Genomic DNA, 20,689 nt, shown 5'->3' with positions numbered 1-20,689 from the left:
CACGACTGCCCGCACGAGCGGGCCGTCCGTGCCGAACCTCCGCACGGACGGCCCGCTCGTCACCCGCGACGGGCGGCCGGCGCGGACCGGGCTCAGCCGGTCGTGGTCGCCTCACGGACGTGGCGGGCCGCGGCGACCAGGTTGGTCAGCGCCGCGACCGTCTCGGGTTCCGCGCGGGTCTTGAGCCCGCAGTCCGGGTTGGCCCACAGCCGGTCCGGTCCGATGTGGCGCAGGGCCGCGCGGAGCTGGTCGACCAGCTCGTCGGTGGCGGGGACCTCGGGTGAGTGGACGTCGTAGACGCCCGGGCCGAGCCCGCGCGGGACCCCCGGGCCGAGGTCGGCCAGCACCTCCATCCGCGACCGGGCCGCCTCGACCGTGGTGACGTCGGCGTCGAGCCCGTCGATCGCCCCCACCACCTCGCCGAACTCGGAGTAGCAGAGGTGGGTGTGGATCTGGGTGGTGTCGGCGACGGCACCGACGGCCAGCCGGAACGCGTCCACCGCCCAGTCCAGGTAGGCGGCCCGGTCGCGCTCGTGCAGCGGCAGCAGCTCGCGCAGCGCGGGCTCGTCGACCTGGACGATCCGGATCCCGGCCGCCTCCAGGTCGACGACCTCGTCGCGCAGGGCCAGCCCGACCTGCCGGGCGGTGTCGCCCAGCGGCTGGTCGTCGCGCACGAACGACCAGGCGAGGATGGTGACCGGCCCGGTGAGCATCCCCTTCACCGGCGCCTCGGACAGCGACTGCGCGAACTCCGCCCAGCCGACGGTGATCGGCCGGGGCCGGGACACGTCGGAGTGCAGGATCGGCGGGCGCACGCAGCGCGAGCCGTAGGACTGCACCCAGCCGTGGTCGGTGGTGGCGAAGCCGTCGAGGTTCTCGGCGAAGTACTGGACCATGTCGTTGCGCTCGGGCTCACCGTGCACCAGGACGTCGAGCCCGATGTCCTCCTGCAGCCGCACCACCCGTACGATCTCCTGACGCATCCGCTCGGTGTAGGTGCCGGTGTCGATCACGCCGGAGCGGTGCGCGGCCNCGGTCGCGCCGGATCTGCACGGTCTGCGGGAAGGAGCCGATCGTCGTCGTGGGGACGACGGGCAGGCCGAGCGCCTCGCGCTGGACCTTCGCCCGCACGTCGCCGTGGCTGCGCCGGTAGTGGTCGGGGCCGAGCGCGGCGAGCCGGGAGCGCACCCGCTCGTCGCGGCGCGCGGTGGCCGCGACCCGCTCCCTGGTGGCTCGTGCGGCGTCGAACTCCGCCGCGACCGCGTCCGGTCCCTCGTGCAGGGCGCGTCCGAGGAGCACGACCTCCTCGACCTTCTGCCGGGCGAACGCCAGCATGTCGACGACGTCACCGGGCAGGGCCGTCTCGGCGGTCAGGTCGTAGGGGACGTGCAGCAGCGAGCACGACGTGGAGACCTCGACCCGCCCCGCGACGCCGACCAGCCGCTGCGCCGTCGCCAGCGCCCGGTCCAGGTCGGTGCGCCACACGTTCCGCCCGTCGACGACGCCGGCCAGCACCACCTTCCGGTCCAGCCCGGGCACCGCCGGGTCTCCGGCGTCGAGGGCGGCACCCCCCGCGACGAGGTCGAGCGCCAGCCCCTCGACGGCCGTGGCGGCGAGCGCGGGCAGCGCCGGGCCCAGCTCCCCGAAGTACGACGCGACGAGGATCTTCGGCCGCCGGGTCGCCGAGGCGAGCCGGTCGTAGGCCCGGCGCAGTGCCGCGATCTCCTCCGGCGTCCGGTCGGCGGCGAAGGCGGGCTCGTCGAGCTGCACCCACTCCGCGCCCGCCTCGGCGAGCTCGGCGAGCAGGTCGCGGTAGACCTCGACGAGCGGCCCCAGCAGGTCCAGCGGGCGGAAGCCCTCCGGTGCGCCGTCGGCCGGTTTCGACAGCAGCAGGAAGGTCACCGGTCCGACCAGCACCGGGCGGGTGGTGATCCCGCTGCGCAGGGCCTCCCGGAACTCGTCGAGGGCCTTGCGGCTGCCCGGCGCGAGGCGGGTGGCCGGGCCGACCTCGGGGACCAGGTAGTGGTAGTTCGTGTCGAACCACTTGGTCATCTCGCAGGCCGGGGCACCGGTGCGGCCGCGCGCCATCGCGAACAGCCGCTCCAGCGGGTCGGTGATGCCGGCGAAGCGCTCCGGCACCGCCCCGACCGCCAGCGCGGTGTCCAGGACGTGGTCGTAGAACGAGAACGTGTTGCCCGGCACCGAGCCGAGCCCGGCGTCGCGCAACCCGGTCCAGGTGTCGCGGCGCAGTCCGGCGGCGACGTCGTGCAGTGCCGACGCGTCGCTCCGCCCGGCCCAGTACGCCTCGGTCGCCCGCTTGAGCTCCCGGTCCGGCCCGATCCGGGGGTACCCCAGGACGGTGCTGCCGATGGTGCTGCTGGAAGGAATGCTCACGGCCCTCTCTCCTCGCGAGTGCGGTGGAGGACCCGTCGCCGGCAGGGGGCGCCTGCGACCGCCGGGCACGACGGTGCCCGGTCGTCCGCCCGGCCCTCCCGCGAGGCCACGGATCCGCGCACGCCGGACGGCGCACGCACCGGCGGCAGGTCTTCGGACTCACGGGCGCACTGCTCACACCTACTGGCCGTCGCTTCCCGGGATCACTTCCAGTGCTGTTGACGGCGGTCGTTCCCGTTCACCGCTGCGGGGCAGTCCCGGATTCCCACCGGGTTCCCTCTTACCTCGTGACGCCCCGTTCCCGGGATGACACGAACCGTCGGCGGACCGACCCTAACCCAGGACGAGCCCGGCGAACTGTTGCCGAGCTCTCCCTGTTGCAATAGGTTTGCAGCACTCAGCCCTCTCCACACGGATCGACGGGCGACCTCACCCTGCCCCCCTCCGTTCGGAGGGGTTTCCTGCCCGGTCTCCCGAGGGGTAATGCCGATCACCCCTGTGCGCGCGGCCACAGGGGTCCTAGCGTTCGGCCTCGACCCCATCCGCCTGCCTCAGAAAGGGCTGACATGCAGGTAGACGAGCTGCTCAAGCCGTTCCCCATCAAGGAGTTCCACCCGTTCCCGCGTGCGCTCATGGGCCCGGGGTCGCACGAGCTGATCGGCCCCGAGGCGCTCAAGCTGGGCTTCAAGAAGACCCTGGTGATGACGTCGGGCCTGCGCGGCACCGACATCGTCCACAAGATCGTCGAGTCGATGAAGTACCACGGCCTCGAGGTCGTGCTGTACGACAAGGTCGAGTCGAACCCCAAGGACTACAACGTCATGGACGCTGTGGGCCTCTACCAGCAGAACAACTGCGACTCCTTCGTCTCCATCGGCGGCGGCTCCTCGCACGACGCCTGCAAGGGCGCGCGCGTCTCGGTCGCCCACGACGGTCGCAACGTCAACGAGTTCGAGGGCTTCAACAAGTCCGAGAACCCGGCCAACCCGCCGCACATCGCGGTCTCCACCACGGCCGGTACCGGCTCGGAGACCTCGTGGGCCTACGTCATCACCGACACCACGACCGACCCCGACAACCCGCACAAGTACGTCGCCTTCGACGACGCGTCGGTCACCACCCTCGCGATCGACGACCCGGTGCTCTACTACGACTGCCCGATCGACTACACCGCGCAGTGCGGGTTCGACGTGCTCGCCCACGCCTCGGAGCCCTACGTCTCGCGGCTGGACTTCCAGCCGTCGCTGGGCAACGCCCTGCACGCCATCAAGCTGACCTCGCAGAACCTGCGCAAGGCCGTCTGGAACGGCCAGGAGCTCTCCGGCCGCGAAGGCATGATGTACGCGCAGTACATCGCCGCCCAGGCGTTCAACTCCGGTGGGCTCGGCATCATCCACTCGATCAGCCACGCGGTGTCGGCGTTCTACGACACCCATCACGGCCTGAACAACGCCATCGCGCTGCCCCGCGTGTGGGCGTTCAACATGCCGGTGGTCTACGAGCGCTTCGCCGACATCGCCGAGGCCATGGGTGTCGACACCCGCGGCATGACCAAGCCGCAGGCCGCCGACGCGGCGCTCGCCGCGTCCATCCGGCTGCTGCGCGACGTGGGCATCCCGGAGAAGTTCGCCGACGTCAAGCAGGACACCTACTCGAAGAACCGGCTCGGGGTCGGCCCGACCAAGTTCTACGAGAACGCGCCCACCATCATCGGCGACGCGGCCGACGTCGACCGGATCACCAACCACGTCCTCGGCGACGCGTGCACCCCGGGCAACCCGAAGGAGTGCACGTTCGAGACCGTCCGCCCGGTCGTCGACCACTCCATCAACGGTGACCTGGACGACCTGCTGACCTGATCCGCAGGGCAGGAGGTCCACCGTCGTACCGGCGGGCCCAGCCGTCCGAGGCGATACTCGGGTGGGTGGGCCCGCCGGCCGCGGCCCCGCTCGTCCCCGCACCAGAGCCGGTGCGGTCCGCGAAGGAGATACCCGAGTGTCCGAGGCTGTCGTCCCCACGGTGACCGAGGCGGCGGAGGCCGTCGCCTCGACCGGCCCCTTCGAGTCCGTCGACCAGGTGGTCGAGACCCTGCGGGAGCAGGGCTACATCGCCGACACCCGCCTGGCGACGACGGTGTTCCTGCTGACCCGTCTGGACAAGCCGCTGCTGCTGGAGGGACCCGCCGGAGTCGGCAAGACAGAGCTGGCCAAGATGCTCGCCGTCGCCACCGGGCGCCGGCTGCTGCGTCTGCAGTGCTACGAGGGCCAGGACGAGACCAAGGCCCTGTACGAGTGGGACTACGGCAAGCAGCTGATGTACACCCAGATCCTCCGCGAGAAGATCGGGCAGCTCGTCTCCGACGCCCCGGACCTCGCCTCCGCGGTCGACCGCATCGGGTCCCAGGAGAGCGTGTTCTTCTCCGAACGCTTCCTCGCGCCGCGTCCGCTGCTGGAGGCCATCCGCTCCGAGCAGCCCGTGGTGCTGCTGATCGACGAGGTCGACCGCGCCGACGAGGCGCTGGAGGCCGTGCTCCTGGAGACCCTCGGCGAGTTCCAGATCTCCGTCCCCGAGATCGGGACCTTCGTCGCGAAGCAGCGCCCGTACGTACTGCTGACCTCGAACAACACCCGGGACCTCGCCGCCGCGCTCAAGCGTCGCTGCCTGCACCTGTTCCTCGACTACCCGTCGGCCTCCCGCGAGCTGGAGATCGTGAAGTCGAAGAAGACCGGGCTGTCGGACCAGCTGGCCGAGGAGCTCGTCAACGTCGTGCGCGGGCTGCGCGAGCTGGAGCTGCGCAAGTCGCCGTCGATCTCGGAGACCATCGACTGGGCCCGCACGCTGGCCGTCCTGGGCGTCGACGAGCTGAGCTCGCAGATCCTCTCCGACACCGTCTCGGTCGTCGTCAAGTACGACAAGGACGTCACGAAGGCCCTGGACGCGCTGCCGCGGCTGGTCGACCCGAACGCGGTCGTCACCGAGCACGGGCACGGCCACGGGCACGGCCATGGACACGGCCACGACGGCGACCACGTCCACGACGAGCCCGCCGCCCCGCCGGCGCGCACCGCGGGCGCCCGTGGCGACGACCCGGACGACGGCGACGTCGACGGCCGCGCCAAGCGCGCGGCGAAGGACCAGGCGGGCCGGCACGGCGGCATCTACGGCGGCCTCCCGGGCGGCGCCGCCCCGCCGCCGTCGGCGATCCGGAAGGTCTCGCCCGGCCAGGGCACCCGCTCCTTCGGCGGCTCCCGCAAGCGCCCGGTCTGATCGGGGCGTCGGCATGGAAGCGAGCATCCACCGCTTCGTCCGGCTCCTGCGGATCCGGTCGGTGCGCATCTCGGTCTCCGAGGCGCTCGACGCGATGGCCTGTGCCGCCCAGCCGGGGGTGCTGTCCGACAGGTCGGTGCTGAAGGAGGCGCTGCGCATCGCGCTGATCAAGGACCGCCGCGACGAGGCGACCTTCGACGAGGTCTTCGACCTGTTCTTCTCCCTGGTCAGAGTGGGCGAGGCCGACACGGGTCACGGCCACGGGCACGGGCACGGCGACATGTCCGACGACACCCCGCTGAAGAACTTCACGCTGTCCGAGGAACCGTCGGAGACCCCGCAGGAGGGGCACGACCACGGCTCCCCGGTCGACATCAAGGAGTTCTTCGACCCGGAGGACCTGGCCGAGCAGTACAACCTGCACCAGGAGGCCAACAAGATCGACATGGCCTCGATGACGGACGAGATCGTGCTCTCCAAGGAGCAGGCAGGCGACGTCGCCGACGGCCGGCGCGTCCAGATCGAGACCGACCGGTTCTCCGGCGGTGGCCGGCCCGGTGACATCTCCCAGCAGCAGGGCACGAAGGTCGACGCCGACCTGTCGGTCGCCCAGCAGGACGCGCTGCTGGGCTGGTTGAACTCCGAGGAGGACCGGCTCTCGGAGTCCGAGCAGGGGACCGAGGACGACGCGGCCGCCCTGCGCCGGCGTCTCACCGGGGTGCTCGACAACCTCCCCGAGCTGCTCAAGGCCCACCTGGAGAAGCTGCTCGCGATCGAGCAGCGGATCGTCGAGGGCCACGACGACGCCGAACGCGTCGCCGAGGTCGACCGGGCGAACGAGTCCGAGCGCATGCAGCTGGAGGAGTCGCTGCGGCGGCTCGCGAAGTCGCTGCACGGCGCGCTCACCCACCGCAGAAGGGTCTCGCCGCGGGGCCGGATCGACTCGGCCCGGACCATGCGCAGGAACATGCGCTACGACGGCGTCCCGTTCTCCCCCGTCACCGTGCAGCGCCAGGAGGACAAGCCGCGCCTGGTGGTGCTGACCGACGTCTCGTTGTCGGTCCGGGCCACCGCACGGTTCACCCTGCACCTGGTGCACGGTCTGCAGGACCTGTTCGGCCAGGTGCGCTCGTTCGCGTTCGTCGCCGACCTGGTCGAGGTGACCGACCTGTTCGCCGACCACCCCGTCGAGCACGCCCTCGGGCTGATCTTCGGCGGCGACCAGCTCGACGTCGACGCCAACTCCCACTACGGCCTGGCCTTCGGCCAGTTCCTGTCCGACCACGGCTCGGCGGTCACCCGGCGCACCACGGTGCTGGTGCTCGGCGACGGCCGGGGCAACGGCAACGACCCCAACATGGAGGCGTTCGTCGAGATCACCCGGCGGGCCCGGGAGACGATCTGGCTGACACCGGAGCCGCGCTACTCCTGGGGGCTGGGTCGCTGCGACCTGCCCGCCTACGCCGAGTACTGCGACCGCGTCCGCGTGGTACGGGACCTGTCCGGTTTCGAGGCGACGACCAACGAGATGGCGGGCGAGCTGATCGGCCGCTGACCCGGCCACGCCCCCGATGGTGCACGCCCCCCCCGGGGTCAGCGCTCGACGACGATCTTCCCGACGGTGCTGCCGGACTCGATGAGCCGGTGCGCCTCGCGGACCGACTCGGCCGTCAGTCCCTGCAGCCGCCGCGTCTCGGTGCTGCGCAGCTCGCCGGCGTCGACCAGGCGGGCGACCTCGTCCAGAATCTCCCGCTGCACCGTCGAGGTCGGCTCGGACAGCGGCCGGGTGAACATCAGCTCCCAGTGCCAGGCCTGCGACTTCGCCTTCAGCGGCAGGGTGTCCAGCCCCTCCGGCTCGTCGATGGCGACGACGATGCCGCGCGGGGTCATGAGCTCGGCGTAGGCCTCGACGTTGCCCTCCGAGACCGGTGAGAACACGTACTGGACGCCGTCCGGAGCGGCCGCACGGACGGTCGCGACGAGGTCGTGGTGGTCGGCGATCGCGTGCGCGCCCATCGCACGGGCCCAGTCCGCGGACTCCGCCCGCGACGCGGTGCCGACCAGGGTCAGCCCGGTGCGGCGGCCGAGCTGCAGGACCATCGAGCCGACGCCGCCCGCGGCGGACACCACGAGCAGGGTGCCGGTGGACTCCGCGGTGACCCGCAGGTGGTCGTGCAGGCATTCCCAGGCCGTGAGCGAGGTCAGCGGCAGCGCGGCAGCGGCGGCGAAGTCCAGGCTCGAGGGCTTGCGGCCGACGATGCGCGAGTCGACGAGCTGACGGTGGGCGTTGCTGCCGGGCCGGTCGATCGCGCCGGCGTAGTAGACCTCGTCGCCGGGCGCGTACCCCTGCACCGACGCCCCCACCCCGACGACGACGCCCGCCGCGTCGTACCCGAGCACCTTCGGCCCGTCGGCCGGGTCGAAGGAGGCACGGACCTTGCGGTCGACCGGGTTCACCGAGACGGCGCGGACGTCGACGAGCAGGTCGTACGGTCCCGGGTCGCCGACCTCGATCTCCGAGTCCACCAGGGCCCCGGGATCCTCGATCGGCAGCGGGCGGGGTGCGACGACGGCGGGGACGAGAGCCATGACCGAACGCTAACCGCGCGGACGTCCGGCCGCGCACCGCGCCGGCCCCGGGATGGGCCGTTCGGCCCATTTCGGACCGCGCGGCGGCCGCCCCACGTATCATGGGAGGGTCCCTTCGGAAGGCGGGCCGTGTGGTGGGTGAGGGTGGGCTGGTCGTCCGGGCCGTCGGGCGGGTGTGCACGGCGCTGTGGGGCTACACGCCCGGGGTGATCCCCGCGATGGTCGCCACGATGGGCAGCGGTCCCGCGCTGCGCTGGTTCGCGGCCAACTTCCCGCGCTTCCTGGTCACCCTGCGCGTGCTGGGCCCCGTCCGCACCCACCTGGCCGGGCTCACGATCTCCCTGGTGAACGGGTGCACGTACTGCGCCTACGGCCGCGCGCACGCCCTGGAGCTGATCCACCTGCGCGACCGGGGCCGGTTGTTCCCGCTCGACGCCCGCACCCTGGAGAGCTGGAACGGGCTGTCCCGCCGCGAGATCGGGCTGCGGTTGCGCGGTGTGCTCGAACAGGCCGGGATGCACGCCGAGGTGATCTGGGTGGACCGCACCCTGGCCCTGCTGGACGGCGCCCCGCCCGTCGACGCCGACGAGCGCCGCATCGCCCACCTGTGCCGGATGGTCGGCACCATGAACGCGATCGCGGTCGCCGCGGGGACCGTCCCGGACGGCGCCCACGACCCGGTCAACAAGGACGCCGCGCTGAAGGCCCGGCTGCTCGCCGCGCAGACGGTCTGAGCCCCCGGACGCCGGCACTCGCCCCCACCGTCCGGACGGGGAGGGACCGGGCCGTCGGACGTGGTGCGGCGTGCCGGTGACCGCCTAGCGTGGCGTGGGTCCCCGCACGTACAGGAGCGATCCCATGATCGGAACCGACCGGCTCTCCAACGACCTCGCCGGCTGGCTGGACCGCACCCTGGTGCAGCCCGGGATCCTGCCGGCCGAGCGCTTCGAGGAGGCGTTCGTCGCCTGCGTCGCGAGCGCCGCGAAGGACCCCGAGCTCCCGGACGACGCGTGGCTCGCCTTCTACCGCAACACCCTCGACGCGCTGGCCGGAGAGCCCGAGCCGGGCGGCACCAACGCCGAGATGGCGCCGGTGCACGCCCGCGCCCGGTCCCTCGTGCTGGGCGAGGAGGTGCTGGAGCTCGGCTGCTGCTTCGGCTTCCTGTCGCTGCAGCTGGCCCGCGACGGCCACCGCGTCACCGCCACCGACCTCACCGGCGGCACCGTCGAGCTGCTGACCCGGATGGCGCCTCAGCTCGGCGCCGACCTGGAGACCCACCTCGCCGACGCGCGTGCCGTCGCGCTGCCCGACGGCTGCGCGGACACGGTGTTCGCCGTGCACCTCGTCGAGCACCTGTCCGAGTCCGACGGCGACGAGGTCGTCGCCGAGATGCTGCGCCTCGCCCGGCGACGGGTGGTCGTCGCCGTCCCGTTCGAGGACGAGCCGAACCCCGCCTGGGGTCACGTCCGGGTCTTCGACGAGCGCGTCCTGACCCGGATCGGGGAGCGCACCGGCCGGTCGTTCACGGTGTCCGAGCACCACGGCGGCTGGCTGGTGATCGACCTCTGAGCAGGGCGTGGGTGAGCGCCTCCAGCGGGCCGCGGCCGTGGCCGCGCAACCACCACCCCGCCGCCGCGGCCGACCCGGCGACGACGAGGGCCCACACCGCGACGACCACCCCGGTCCGCAGCGGCGCCGGGACGCCGACGAGCGCCCCGGCCAGGCCGAGCCCCCAGGCACCGAACAGGACCGCGGCCACGACGTTCTGGCCGACGTAGCCGGTCATCGCGGTCCGGCCGAGCGCGGTGAGCCCGCGCCGCACCGGGCCGGCCGGGCCACGCAGCCGCGCCAGGACCTCCAGGACCAGACCGAGCAGCCCCAGCGCGACCAGCGGTGCCACCAGGTAGCGCTCGACCAGGAACCACGGGGCGCCGCCGAGCGTGGTGAGCAGGGTGAGCACCACCCCGACGGCCCCGGTGCCGATCAGCCGCCGGCGCAGGGTGACGGCGGCGGCGTCGAACAGGCCGGCGCGCAGCAGGGCCGACCCGGCCAGGAACAGCACCACCGCCGACGGGACGATCAGGACCAGCTCGACCCGGTAGAGCAGCGGGTCGGTCAGCCGGGCGGCGACCTGTCCGGTCCAGGTCGCCGGGTACGGCGGGAGCGGCACGTCGGCCCCGGTGCTGCCGGCCGTCGCGACGGACGCACCGGCCACGAGCAGCACCGTGACCGCCCCGGCGACGCAGGCCGCCGCCGTCCGCACCCGCGCCGACCGGCCCACCAGCCACGCGACCAGCACCGAGGCGATCGCGTAGCCCATCAGCACGTCGAACTCGAAGACCAGCACGTAGTGCAGCAGCCCCTCGGTGAACAGGATCGCGGCCCGGGCGAGGTAGCGGCCGGGCCACCGCAGCCCTCGGCGCACCGCGGAGCGGTACTGCAGCTCCAGCCCGATGCCGAACAGCAGGGTGAGCAGTGCGAGGAACTTGCCGTTCGCGACGGCGCGGAGCGCGGTGTCGAGCCACCACTCCCCGGCGAACCCGGCGAACACCGCGCCCGGCCCGCGCGGGTCGGCGAACACCCAGACGTTCGTCGCGAAGGTCCCGGCGATCGCGAGGCCGCGCAGCACGTCCGGGGCAGCGAGGCGGTCACCGGGCACCGGAGCGCTCCCGGTCGTCCGTACCGGGGAACACCGTCGCCCACAGCGGCCCCGCGACGAACCAGATCCCGGCGATCAGCGACGCCGTCGCCAGCCAGGACCACATCGGGTCCCCCGACCAGGCACCCGGCGCCGGGACCGCGCGGCCGCCGACCAGCGACAGCAGCACCAGCACCGCCGCCGTGATCACCCAGGCGGCGACGACCTTGCCGTACTCGCGCCACTCGTACCGCATCCGGGCGGCCCCGCCCCGGGGCGGGCGTATCGGTGCCGGGCCGCCCGCGAAGCGGTGGGCGAACCGGACGTCGGCCCAGCGCACCAGCGAGTGTCCGAACGCGACGGTGATCCCGAGGTAGAGCGCTGCCAGCCCGTGCACCCGCGACGGTTCGCCGCCGGTCGCCAGGTCCACCGTCGAGGCGGTGACCAGCACGAGGTCCATCAGCGGCACCCCCAGCAGCAACACCGCACCCGGGCCCCGGCGACGCAGCACGTAGCGCGCCCCCAGCCCGGCCAGCAGGAACACCCAGAACCCGATCTCGGCACCGACGATCAGCCACAGCAGCGGCTCGGCGAACAACGACTCCCCCATGGCCGGCGATCGTGCCGCCCCGCCCGCGGTGGCGCGTCCGGCGTGCGACCGATCCGCGCATACCACCTTCGACGGACGCGGCGCGGGCGCCGGGCGTGCTGTGATGGGGTGTGATCACGTACCTGGTGAACCGCGACGGCGGCGCACCCTCGGTGCTCCGCGACGCCGGGACGGGCGTCGTGTGGTTCGTGGTCGGGCTGCTGCTGATCTGGGCGCTGCCCGACGCGGGGATCGCCTGGTTCGTCGCGGGGTCCGGAGGGGCGACACCGGCGTCGCTGCTGTTCATGGGGGTGGGCTGCGCCGCGTCGGTGCTGCGCCGGATCGCGGTGCCCGCCGGGCTGCTGGTCGGCACGGCGGCCGTGGTCGCGGGCCCCGTCCTGGACGGCCGGACCGAGATCGGGACCGTGCTCGTGTTCACCGACCTGCTCTACTGCGCCGTGGTGTTCCCACCGCACCGCACCGCATGGGCGGTCGCCGTCGCCGCCGGTGGGGTCGCCACCGTCCTGGGCGTCGTGGCACTGCTGACCACGGGCATGCGCACCGGCACCTACGCGGTGCTCAACCTGACGCTCGTCGTCGGGCTCCCGCTGGTCTGGGGGCTGGAGGTGCGCCGGTTCCGGGACCTGGCGGCCGTCGAGCGGGAGCGGGCCGCCGCGGTGGAGCAGACGGCGGCCCGGGAGCGGGACGCCGCCGTCGCCGCGGAGCGGGCCCGGATGGCCCGCGACCTGCACGACGTCGTCGCCGGTCGGCTGTCGGCGATCGCGCTGCAGTCCGAGGCGGCGCTGCAGCCCGGCGCCGACCCGGCGCTGGTCCGGCGGGTGCTGGGTACGGTGCGGTCCTCCGGCGTCGCCGCGCTCGGGGAGATGCGCACCATGATCGGGCTGCTGCGCGACGGCGACACGGCCGACCCGCCCGGGGCGCCGGCCCGGCTGTCCGAGGTCGACGCGCTGCTCGACGAGGCCTGCGCCGCCGGCCTGTCCCCCGTCCTGCGCGACGAGCGCGGCGCGGACCCGCTGCCCGCCCCGGTCGACCTCGCCGGGTACCGCATCGTGCAGGAGTCGCTGACCAACGCCGCGAAGCACGCACCCGGCTCGCAGGTGACGGTGCGCCTGAGCCTCCACTCCGACGCCCCGGGCCGGCTGCTCGTCGAGGTCCGCAACGGCCTCGGGCGGCGCCCCGCGGCGGCTCCGGGGCTGCACGGCGGCACCGGCCTCGACGGCCTGCGCGAGCGCGCCCGCGCCGTCGGAGGGACCCTGCACGCCGGCCCCGACGGCGACGGCTGGCTGGTCCGGGCCGATCTGCCGCTGGCCGCCGTCGCCCCGGACACCGACGTGGTGACGCGATGAGCGTCCGGGTGGTCGTCGCCGACGACCAGGAGGCGGTCCGCACCGGGCTGGTGCTGATCCTGGGCTCGGCCCCGGACATCGACGTCGTCGCCGAGGTGGCCGACGGGCTCTCGGCCGTGCGGGCGGCCGCGGAGCACCGGCCCGACGTGGTGCTGATGGACATCCGGATGCCCGGCATCGACGGCATCGAGGCGACGCGGCGGATCCTCGCCGGGGGGCGGGCCGACCCAGGTCCTGGTGCTGACCACGTTCGACCTCGACGAGCTCGTCGACGGCGCGCTCGCGGCCGGGGCGGCCGGGTTCCTGCTGAAGTCGGTCGACGCGACTCGGCTGACCGACGGCGTACGGGCCGTGGCCCGCGGCGAGGGAGTGCTGGCACCGGAGGTGACCCGGCGGGTGATCCGCCGCTACGCGGGGGCGCCGCGGCCGTCGTCGGTACCGGGGCTGGAGACGCTCACCGCGCGCGAGACCGACGTGCTCGCCGGGCTGGGCCGCGGGCTGTCCAACGCCGAGCTGTCCGCGGAGCTGGTCATCTCGGAGGGGACGACGAAGACGCACGTGTCCCGGGTCCTGGCGAAGCTGGGCCTGCGCTCCCGCACCCAGGCCGCGATCGCCGCCCAGGAGGCCGGGCTCGTGTGAGCCCGGCCCCCGTGCCGGCACGGCGGGGTGGCTCAGCCCTGGCCGCGCGCCGTCTCGAGCGCGCGCCGGGTCAGCACCTGCACCAGGTGGGTGCGGTACGCGACCGACCCGTGGGTGTCCGCCGGCGGCTCGGTGCCCTCGGCGGCCAGCGCGGCCGCCTCGGCGACCGAGCGCCCGTCGGCGAGCGCCTGCTCGGTCGCGGACGCCCGCAGCGCGGTCGACCCCATGTTGACCAGGCCGATCCGGTCACCGGACACCGCGACGGCGACGATCGCCCAGTCGTTGCTGCGCCGGGTGAACTTCTCGTACGCCCAGCCCCGGTCACCGCAGCGCGGGATGCGGATCTCGACGATCAGCTCGTCGGGCTCGCGCACGGTGGTGAACACGCCGGTGTAGAACTCGCCGATCGGCACGGTCCGCTTCCCGCGCGGCCCCTGCAGGACGACGGTGGCGTCCAGCGCGAGCAGCGCGGCGGGCAGGTCCGCGGCCGGGTCGGCGTGGGCGACGGTGCCGCCCAGCGTGCCCCGGGCCCGGATCTGCGGGTCGCCGACGGTACGGGCGACGGCCCCGAGCAGCGGGACCTCCGCCGCGACCTCGGCCGAGTCGACGACGTCGCGGTGCTTGGTCGCCGCGCCGACGGCGAGTTCGTCGCCCTCGACGCGGATGTAGGACAGCTCCGGCAGCCGGCCGATGTCGATCAGGAACTCCGGCGCGCCGAGGCGCACCTTCATGACCGGGATCAGCGAGTGCCCGCCGGCCAGGACGCTGGCGTCCTCGCCCTTCTCGGCGAGCAGCGCGATGGCGTCGTCGAGGGTGTCCGGGCGGGCGTAGTCGAAGGCGAGGGGGATCATGCGCGGGCCTCCTCGGCGGACTCGCCACGGGAGAAGCCGGGCGCGGTGCGCAGCGCGTCGGACTCGGCCTCGGCCTTCTGCGCGGCGTCCGGGTCCTTGCCCGCGGCGACGAGCACCGCGCGCACGATGTTGTGGTAGCCGGTGCAGCGGCAGAGGTTGCCCTCCAGTCCCTCGCGGACCTTCCGCTCGTCCAGGTCGTCGTCGTGGCTGATCAGCGACACCGCGGACATGACCATGCCCGGGGTGCAGAAACCGCACTGCAGCCCGTGCTCGGACCGGAACGCCGCGGTGACCCGGTGCTCGGGCCGGCCCTCGGACGCGCCGTCGAGCCCCTCCATGGTGGTGACCGACTGCTGGTCGGCCTGCACCGACAGCACGGTGCACGACTTGACCGCGTCGCCGTCGAGCAGCACGGTGCACGCGCCGCAGGACGTGGTGTCGCAGCCGATGTTGGTGGCCTTCAGCCCGACGGTCTCCCGCAGGTAGTGCGCGAGCAGCTGGCGGGGCTCCACGTCGGCGCTGGTGGGCTCACCGTTGACGGTGATCTCGACCTTCACTTGGAGGCCTCCTGGACGGCTTCCCAGACCCGCATCGGGGTCAGGGGCATGTCGATGTGCGTGACGCCGAGGTGGGAAAGGGCGTCGATGACCGCGCTCTGGGTCGCGGGGGTGGAGCCGATCGTCCCGGCCTCGCCGATGCCCTTGTAGCCCATCGGGTTGACCGGGGTCGGGGTCGTCATCTCGACCAGGTCGAAGCTGGGCAGCTCGGCCGCCGACGGGATGCCGTAGTCGGCGAAGGTGCCGGTCAGCGGCTGGCCCTCCTCGTCGTAGACGACCTCCTCCAGCAGCGCCTGCGCGATGCCCTGGGCGATCCCGCCGTGCCGCTGCCCGTCGCAGAGCAGCGGGTTGAGGATCGGGCCCGCGTCGTCGACGGCGACGATCTTCTCGACCGTCACCTTGCCGGACTCGGTGTCGACCTCGACGACGCAGACGTGCGAGCCGAACGGGAAGGTCGGCTTCCTGCCGTCCCAGGTGGTGTCGACCTTGAGCGGCTCGGCCGCCGCCAGCTCGGCGAGGGTCACCGACTTCGCGCCGGGGACGCCCTTGACGGTGATCGCGGCGTTCGCCGGGTCGAGCTCCAGGTCGTCGACGCCCGCCTCGAGCAGGTCGGCCGCGCGCTGCTTGGCCAGGTCGATCAGCTCGACCGAGGCCTGGTGCACCGCGACGCCGCCGGTCTGCAGCGACCGGGATCCCATGGTGCCGCCGCCACGCGGGACGAGGTCGGTGTCGCCGTGCTTGACGGTGATCTTCTCGATCGGGACGCCGAGCTGGTCGGAGGCGAGCATCGACCACGCCGTGGCGTGGCCCTGCCCGTGCGGGGAGGTGCCGGTCAGCACGGTCACCGAGCCGTCCGGGTGCACCTCCACCGAGGCGTCCTCGGCGAAGGCGCCGCCGCCGGTGATCTCGACGTAGGAGGAGACGCCGATACCGAGCTGGCGGGCGTCGCCGCGCTCGCGGCGGGCCTTCTGCTCGGCGCGCAGCCGGTCGTAGCCGGCGTTCTCCAGGGCCAGGTCGATGGCCTTGGCGTACTCGCCGGAGTCGTACTCGACGCCGCCCTTGGTCTGGAACGGGAACCGGTCCGGGGCGACGACGTTCATCTTGCGGACCTCGGCCGGGTCCTTGCCGATCTCGGCGGCGAACAGGTCCATCGCCCGCTCGATCGCGGCGGTCGCCTCCGGACGCCCGGCGCCGCGGTAGGCCGCGATCGAGGTCGTGTTGGTGACGACGGTGCGCGCGCGGGAGTCGACGTTCGCGATGTCGTAGGTGCCGGGCGCCATCATGCGGGTGAACATCGGCAGGAAGGTGCCCAGACGCGGGTAGGCACCCAGGTCCTGCACGACGTCGATCCGGTAGTGGGTGACCCGGCCCTCGCGGGTGCCGCCGATGGTGACGGTCTGGCGCTGGGCGCGGCCCTGCACCATGCCGGTCATGTTCTCCGAGCGGGACTCGTTCCAGCGGACCGGACGCCCCTGCTGCCTCGCGAGCCACGCGACGAGGGCGAACTCCGGGTCCGACCCGATCTTCGCGCCGAAGCCGCCGCCGACGTCGGGCAGAACGACCCGCACCTTGTCCTTGTCCAGGTCCAGCCAGCCGGCGATCTCGTCGCGGCCACCCTGGGCGTTCTGGTTGGACATGTAGACGGTGAGGTGGTCGCCCTCCCAGAAGGCGCTCGCGGCGCGCGTCTCCAGCGGGGCCGCGGCCAGGCGCTGGTTCACCAGGTCCCGGGTGACGACGACCTCGCAGCCGTCGAAGAACGACGCGTCCGGCTCCTCGTCGAACCCGTAGGCGGCCGCGGTGTTGGTCCCGGCCTCGGGGAACAGCAGCGTCTCGTCGCGGACGGCCTCCAGCGGGTCGATCACCACGTCCAGCGGCTCGTACTCGACGTCGACCAGCTCGGCCGCGTCCTCGCCCTGGTAGTACTCCTCGGTGAGGACCGCGGCGACCGGCTCGCCGACGAACCGCACGCGGTCGGTCGCGAGGAACGGACGGGTCATCGCCTTGTTCGCGCCCGGGAACAGCAGCGCCGGGGCGATGTCCAGGTCGGCGCCGGTGACGACGGCGACGACGCCCGGCGCCGCGAGCGCCGCCGAGGTGTCGATCGAGGTGATCGTCGCGTGGGCCAGCGGGGAGCGGACGAGCGTCAGGTGCAACGCCCCGGTCAGCCGCTCCTCGGTCAGGTCGTCGGTGTAGGTCGCGCCGCGCGTGAGGAAGACCGGATCCTCGGTGCGGACGACGCGGGTGCCCAAGATGCTCATCGCGCGGAAGCGTATACATCTCCACGGACGAGTGCGATGCAGACCACAGTCACTGATCCCCAGGTCAGGGCACCCTTCGCGGAGCGACGCGCGAGCACTGCGCCGCATCTGCGGCGTGTGACGGGCCGGTCGTTCCCGACCTCGGAGTTGTTGAGTTCGCATGCATCTCGCGGGCGCGACGATGGCGAGGGTCAGTCGCCGTCGTCCCACCACGGCCGCACGGCCCACAGCGGCGAGACCGGCCCGTGCCCGGCGCCCAGCGGGTAGGCGTGGCGGACCGCCTCGACGATGTAGCGCTTCCCGAACCGGACCGCCGCCTCCAGCTCCATCCCGCGGGCGAGCCCGGACGCGATCGCGGCGGCGAGGGAGTCCCCGCCGCCGTGGGTGTGGCCGGTGTCGAAGCGCGGGCCGGGCAGCTCGACGGCCGTGTCGCCGTCGTAGAGGAGGTCCAGGCAGCCGTCGGTGTCATCGGTGAGGTGACCGCCCTTGACCAGGACCGCGCGCGGCCCGAGCGCGTGCAGCGCCTTCGCCGCCGCGTACTGGCCGTCCCGGTCGTGGACGTCGTGCTCGACGAGCAGCCGGATCTCGTCGAGGTTCGGGGTGACCAGCGTGGCCCGCGGGAACAGCGTGTGCCGGTAGGCGTCGAGGGCCTCGGCGGCGAGCAGCGGGTCCCCGTGCATCGAGGCCGCGACCGGGTCGACGACCAGTGGCGTGGCCAGGCCGGCGCCGATGCCGTTCTCGTCGCAGGCCCGCGCGACGGTCCCGATGATCTCGGCGTTCGCGAGCATCCCGGTCTTCGCGGCCTGCAGCCCGATGTCGGAGGCGACCGTGGCGATCTGCCCGGTGATCGTGTCGACCGGGACGGTGTGCACGCCGGTGACCCCGACCGAGTTCTGCACGGTCACCGCGCAGACGGCGAGGCACCCGTGCACCCCGCAGGCGGCGAACGCACGGAGGTCCGCGGCGATGCCCGCGCCACCACCGGAGTCGGTGCCGGCGATCGTCATGACCCGCGGGGGTGTGGTGCCGACGGTGGGTTCCATGGACGTGTCCTCCCTGGCCGGCATTACCCGGCCGGTCCGCGGTCGGCGACGCCGGTCCCGGTGGGACCCGGCCGCCCTCTCAGCCCGCCTGCTCCGCGAGCTCCCGCGTCGTGCGTGGTGTCGCCGACGACGGTAGACGGTGCCGGGGCCGCGGGTGGGTCCCGCGGCCCCGGCGGTGCACACCCCCGGCCCGGAGCCTCAGTCCGAGGCGGGGTCCGATGCGGAGATCGGCAGGTACACCCGGCCGCCCTCGTCGCGGAACTCCCCGGACTTCTCCGCCATCCCGGCCTCGATCGCCTCGACGCTCGTCAGCCCGTGCGCCTCGGCGTACTCCCGGACGTCCTGGGTGATCTTCATCGAGCAGAACTTCGGCCCGCACATCGAGCAGAAGTGCGCGGTCTTCGCGGGCTCGGCCGGCAGGGTCTCGTCGTGGTAGGCGGTCGCGGTGTCCGGGTCGAGCGAGAGCGCGAACTGGTCGCGCCAGCGGAACTCGAACCGGGCCGCCGACAACGCGTCGTCGCGGGCCTGGGCGTGCGGGTGTCCCTTGGCCAGGTCCGCGGCGTGCGCGGCGATCTTGTAGCTGATCACCCCGACCTTGACGTCGTCGCGGTTCGGCAGGCCCAGGTGCTCCTTCGGCGTGACGTAGCAGAGCATCGCGGTGCCGGCCTCGGCGATGCGGGCGGCGCCGATCGCGGAGGTGATGTGGTCGTAGCCGGGCGCGATGTCGGTGGCCAGCGGGCCGAGGGTGTAGAACGGCGCCTCGTCGCACCACTCCTCCTCCAGCCGCACGTTCTCGACGATCTTGTCCATCGGGACGTGGCCGGGGCCCTCGATCATGACCTGCACGTCGTGGGCGCGGGCGATCCGGGTCAGCTCGCCGAGGGTGGCGAGCTCGGCGAGCTGCGCGGTGTCGTTGGCGTCGGCGATCGAGCCGGGGCGCAGGCCGTCGCCGAGGGAGAACGTGACGTCGTAGCGGCGCAGGATCTCGCACAGCTCGGCGAAGTGGGTGTACAGGAACGACTCGCTGTGGTGCGCCAGGCACCACGCGGCCATGATCGAGCCGCCGCGGGAGACGATCCCGGTGACCCGCTTCGCGGTGAGCGGGACGTGCCGCAGCAGCACCCCGGCGTGCACGGTCATGTAGTCCACGCCCTGCTCGCACTGCTCGATCACGGTGTCGCGGTAGATCTCCCAGCTCAGCGCCGCCGGGTCACCGTTGCACTTCTCCAGGGTCTGGTAGATCGGGACGGTGCCGATCGGGACCGGGGAGTTGCGCAGGATCCACTCGCGGGTCTCGTGGATGTCGCGGCCGGTGGACAGGTCCATCACGGTGTCGGCGCCCCACCGGGTCGCCCACACCATCTTCTCGACCTCCTCGGCGATCGAGGAGCTCACCGCGGAGTTGCCGATGTTGGCGTTGACCTTGGTGAGGAACCGCTTGCCGATGATCATCGGCTCGCACTCGGGGTGGTTGCGGTTGGCCGGGATCACGGCCCGGCCGCGGGCGACCTCGGCGCGGACGAGCTCCGCGTCGCACCCCTCGCGGACAGCGATGTAGGCCATCTCGGGGGTGACGATCCCAGCCCGTGCCCAGGACATCTGGGTCCCCGGCTCCCGCGAGGACACCCACGGCTCCCCCAGCCGGGGCAGCCCGGCGTGCAGGTCGATCACGGCGTGGGCGTCGGTGTAGGGGCCGGAGGTGTCGTAGACGTCGTGGTGCTCACCGGTGGAGAGGGCGATCCGCCGGACCGGGACTGAGATGCCGTCCGGGCCCTCGATCCAGGCCTTGGCCGAGCCCTGGATCGGGCCGGTGGTGACCTGGTGCGGACGCACTGGTGCCGTTGTCATGACGGTCCTCCCTGGCCGGCATTACCCGGCCGGTTCTGCGGTCGGCGACCGGCGAGTCGCCCTCTCAGCCCCGCGCGACGGAGCTCCCGCGTGTTCAGTTGGTCGTGCACCCGCACCGTAGGCACCGTCCGGCGACGGACACCAGCCCCTCACCCGGCTGCGAGGAATGATCACCGGTGGTATCGGGTTCTCCACCGGTATGACGCAGAATGCTGAGCTCTCCCCGACCGACTGGGTCCGCGAGCAGACCGAGAAGATCCTCGAGAACGGCACCACCGAGGGCGTCACGGTCATGGACCGCCCGATCATCCTGGTCACGACGACCGGCGCGAAGTCCGGCAAGAAGCGCTACGTGCCGGTGATGCGCGTCGAGCACGACGGTTCCTACGCGATGATCGCCTCCAAGGGCGGCACCCCGGAGCACCCGGCCTGGTACCACAACGTGGTCGCGAACCCGCAGGTCCAGGTGCAGGACGGCACCCGGACCGGGACGTTCGTCGCCCGCGAGGTCTCCGGCGACGAGCGACAGGAGTGGTGGGACCGCTCCGTCGAGGCCTACCCGCCCTACGCCGAGTACCAGGAGAAGACCTCCCGGGTCATCCCGGTGTTCGTGCTGGAGCCCGTGAGCTGACCCACCGGGGCACCCCGC

Annotated in this window: 15 protein-coding genes, 2 pseudogenes and 1 riboswitch; of the genes and pseudogenes, 8 read left to right on the top strand and 9 right to left on the bottom strand. The window is 73.0% G+C overall.

Translation table 11 applies throughout. The features are described from left to right. Window positions 1-92: 92 nt before the first annotated feature. Window positions 93-2,388 (bottom strand): annotated as a pseudogene (metE, locus tag XF36_RS28185) (5-methyltetrahydropteroyltriglutamate--homocysteine S-methyltransferase). Between the two features lie 133 nt (window positions 2,389-2,521). Further along, window positions 2,522-2,730: riboswitch (cobalamin riboswitch) on the bottom strand. A gap of 230 nt (window positions 2,731-2,960) precedes the next feature. Here metE and mdo point away from each other — a divergent pair. From mdo to XF36_RS28170, 3 genes are all read left to right on the top strand, one after another. Beyond that, window positions 2,961-4,253, top strand: coding sequence for an NDMA-dependent methanol dehydrogenase (mdo, locus tag XF36_RS28180; RefSeq protein WP_020626210.1), 1,293 nt, complete (start codon window positions 2,961-2,963; stop codon window positions 4,251-4,253). A 136-nt stretch (window positions 4,254-4,389) separates the two neighbouring features. Then, window positions 4,390-5,661, top strand: coding sequence for an AAA family ATPase (locus XF36_RS28175; protein WP_060714290.1), 1,272 nt, complete (start codon window positions 4,390-4,392; stop codon window positions 5,659-5,661). A gap of 13 nt (window positions 5,662-5,674) precedes the next feature. Beyond that, window positions 5,675-7,216, top strand: a complete 1,542-nt coding sequence (locus tag XF36_RS28170; protein ID WP_060714289.1) for a VWA domain-containing protein — start codon at window positions 5,675-5,677, stop codon at window positions 7,214-7,216. A gap of 38 nt (window positions 7,217-7,254) precedes the next feature. Here XF36_RS28170 and XF36_RS28165 read toward each other — a convergent pair whose 3' ends face one another. Further along, complete coding sequence (locus XF36_RS28165; RefSeq protein ID WP_060714288.1) at window positions 7,255-8,250, bottom strand: zinc-binding alcohol dehydrogenase family protein; 996 nt, start codon at window positions 8,248-8,250, stop codon at window positions 7,255-7,257. Window positions 8,251-8,384: 134 nt separating this feature from the next. On the opposite strand from XF36_RS28165, the gene XF36_RS28160 reads away from it, so the two are divergent. After that, entirely contained in the window at window positions 8,385-8,984 is a 600-nt protein-coding gene (locus XF36_RS28160) for a hypothetical protein (RefSeq protein ID WP_145981546.1), read from the top strand. Window positions 8,985-9,108: 124 nt separating this feature from the next. Beyond that, window positions 9,109-9,819 (top strand): mycofactocin oligosaccharide methyltransferase MftM, encoded by a 711-nt coding sequence (mftM, locus tag XF36_RS28155; protein WP_060714286.1) that lies wholly within the window; start codon window positions 9,109-9,111, stop codon window positions 9,817-9,819. Here mftM and XF36_RS28150 read toward each other — a convergent pair. Next, on the bottom strand, window positions 9,773-10,909 hold the full coding sequence (locus XF36_RS28150) for a DUF418 domain-containing protein (protein ID WP_060714285.1): 1,137 nt from the start codon (window positions 10,907-10,909) through the stop codon (window positions 9,773-9,775). The genes mftM and XF36_RS28150 overlap by 47 nt on opposite strands. Then, window positions 10,899-11,498, bottom strand: coding sequence for a hypothetical protein (locus XF36_RS28145; protein ID WP_060714284.1), 600 nt, complete (start codon window positions 11,496-11,498; stop codon window positions 10,899-10,901). Before XF36_RS28145 ends, XF36_RS28150 begins: the two co-directional genes overlap by 11 nt. 110 nt (window positions 11,499-11,608) lie before the next feature. Between XF36_RS28145 and XF36_RS28140 the strand changes: the two genes are divergently transcribed. Further along, entirely contained in the window at window positions 11,609-12,844 is a 1,236-nt protein-coding gene (locus XF36_RS28140; RefSeq protein ID WP_060714283.1) for a sensor histidine kinase, read from the top strand. Further along, window positions 12,841-13,483 (top strand): annotated as a pseudogene (locus XF36_RS28135) (response regulator transcription factor). The gene XF36_RS28140 and the pseudogene XF36_RS28135 overlap by 4 nt, the downstream one beginning before the upstream one ends. A 32-nt stretch (window positions 13,484-13,515) precedes the next feature. On the opposite strand, the gene XF36_RS28130 reads toward XF36_RS28135, so the two are convergent. The 5 genes from XF36_RS28130 to thiC form a co-directional block, all read right to left on the bottom strand. Then, on the bottom strand, window positions 13,516-14,334 hold the full coding sequence (locus XF36_RS28130) for an FAD binding domain-containing protein (protein ID WP_060714282.1): 819 nt from the start codon (window positions 14,332-14,334) through the stop codon (window positions 13,516-13,518). After that, the gene (locus XF36_RS28125) at window positions 14,331-14,891 is read right to left on the bottom strand and encodes a (2Fe-2S)-binding protein (RefSeq protein ID WP_060714281.1); all 561 of its coding nucleotides are present in this window, start codon (window positions 14,889-14,891) and stop codon (window positions 14,331-14,333) included. The genes XF36_RS28130 and XF36_RS28125 overlap by 4 nt, the downstream gene beginning before the upstream one ends. Continuing rightward, window positions 14,888-17,149 (bottom strand): xanthine dehydrogenase family protein molybdopterin-binding subunit, encoded by a 2,262-nt coding sequence (locus XF36_RS28120; RefSeq protein WP_060714280.1) that lies wholly within the window; start codon window positions 17,147-17,149, stop codon window positions 14,888-14,890. Before XF36_RS28120 ends, XF36_RS28125 begins: the two co-directional genes overlap by 4 nt. A gap of 191 nt (window positions 17,150-17,340) precedes the next feature. Beyond that, window positions 17,341-18,192 carry a bifunctional hydroxymethylpyrimidine kinase/phosphomethylpyrimidine kinase gene (gene thiD / locus XF36_RS28115; protein WP_060714279.1) on the bottom strand — a complete coding sequence of 284 codons (852 nt, stop codon included), beginning with the start codon at window positions 18,190-18,192 and terminating at the stop codon, window positions 17,341-17,343. A gap of 198 nt (window positions 18,193-18,390) precedes the next feature. Further along, window positions 18,391-20,040, bottom strand: coding sequence for a phosphomethylpyrimidine synthase ThiC (thiC, locus tag XF36_RS28110; protein ID WP_060714278.1), 1,650 nt, complete (start codon window positions 20,038-20,040; stop codon window positions 18,391-18,393). Window positions 20,041-20,239: 199 nt separating this feature from the next. On the opposite strand from thiC, the gene XF36_RS28105 reads away from it, so the two are divergent. Next, window positions 20,240-20,671, top strand: coding sequence for a nitroreductase family deazaflavin-dependent oxidoreductase (locus XF36_RS28105; RefSeq protein ID WP_060715037.1), 432 nt, complete (start codon window positions 20,240-20,242; stop codon window positions 20,669-20,671). The last annotated feature ends 18 nt before the right edge of the window (window positions 20,672-20,689 follow it).

This window comes from Pseudonocardia sp. HH130629-09, assembly GCF_001294645.1.
Taxonomy (GTDB): Bacteria; Actinomycetota; Actinomycetes; order Mycobacteriales; family Pseudonocardiaceae; genus Pseudonocardia.
This window is presented reverse-complemented; position numbering and strand designations above follow the sequence as displayed.

Coding starts and splice junctions, on each gene's coding strand:
- mdo (WP_020626210.1), top strand. CDS start 2,961: ATGCAGGTAGACGAGCTGCTCAAGCCGTTCCCCATCAAGGAGTTCCAC.
- XF36_RS28170 (WP_060714289.1), top strand. CDS start 5,675: ATGGAAGCGAGCATCCACCGCTTCGTCCGGCTCCTGCGGATCCGGTCG.
- XF36_RS28165 (WP_060714288.1), bottom strand. CDS start 8,250: ATGGCTCTCGTCCCCGCCGTCGTCGCACCCCGCCCGCTGCCGATCGAG.
- mftM (WP_060714286.1), top strand. CDS start 9,109: ATGATCGGAACCGACCGGCTCTCCAACGACCTCGCCGGCTGGCTGGAC.
- XF36_RS28145 (WP_060714284.1), bottom strand. CDS start 11,498: ATGGGGGAGTCGTTGTTCGCCGAGCCGCTGCTGTGGCTGATCGTCGGT.
- XF36_RS28130 (WP_060714282.1), bottom strand. CDS start 14,334: ATGATCCCCCTCGCCTTCGACTACGCCCGCCCGGACACCCTCGACGAC.
- XF36_RS28120 (WP_060714280.1), bottom strand. CDS start 17,149: ATGAGCATCTTGGGCACCCGCGTCGTCCGCACCGAGGATCCGGTCTTC.
- thiD (WP_060714279.1), bottom strand. CDS start 18,192: ATGGAACCCACCGTCGGCACCACACCCCCGCGGGTCATGACGATCGCC.
- thiC (WP_060714278.1), bottom strand. CDS start 20,040: ATGACAACGGCACCAGTGCGTCCGCACCAGGTCACCACCGGCCCGATC.
- XF36_RS28105 (WP_060715037.1), top strand. CDS start 20,240: ATGACGCAGAATGCTGAGCTCTCCCCGACCGACTGGGTCCGCGAGCAG.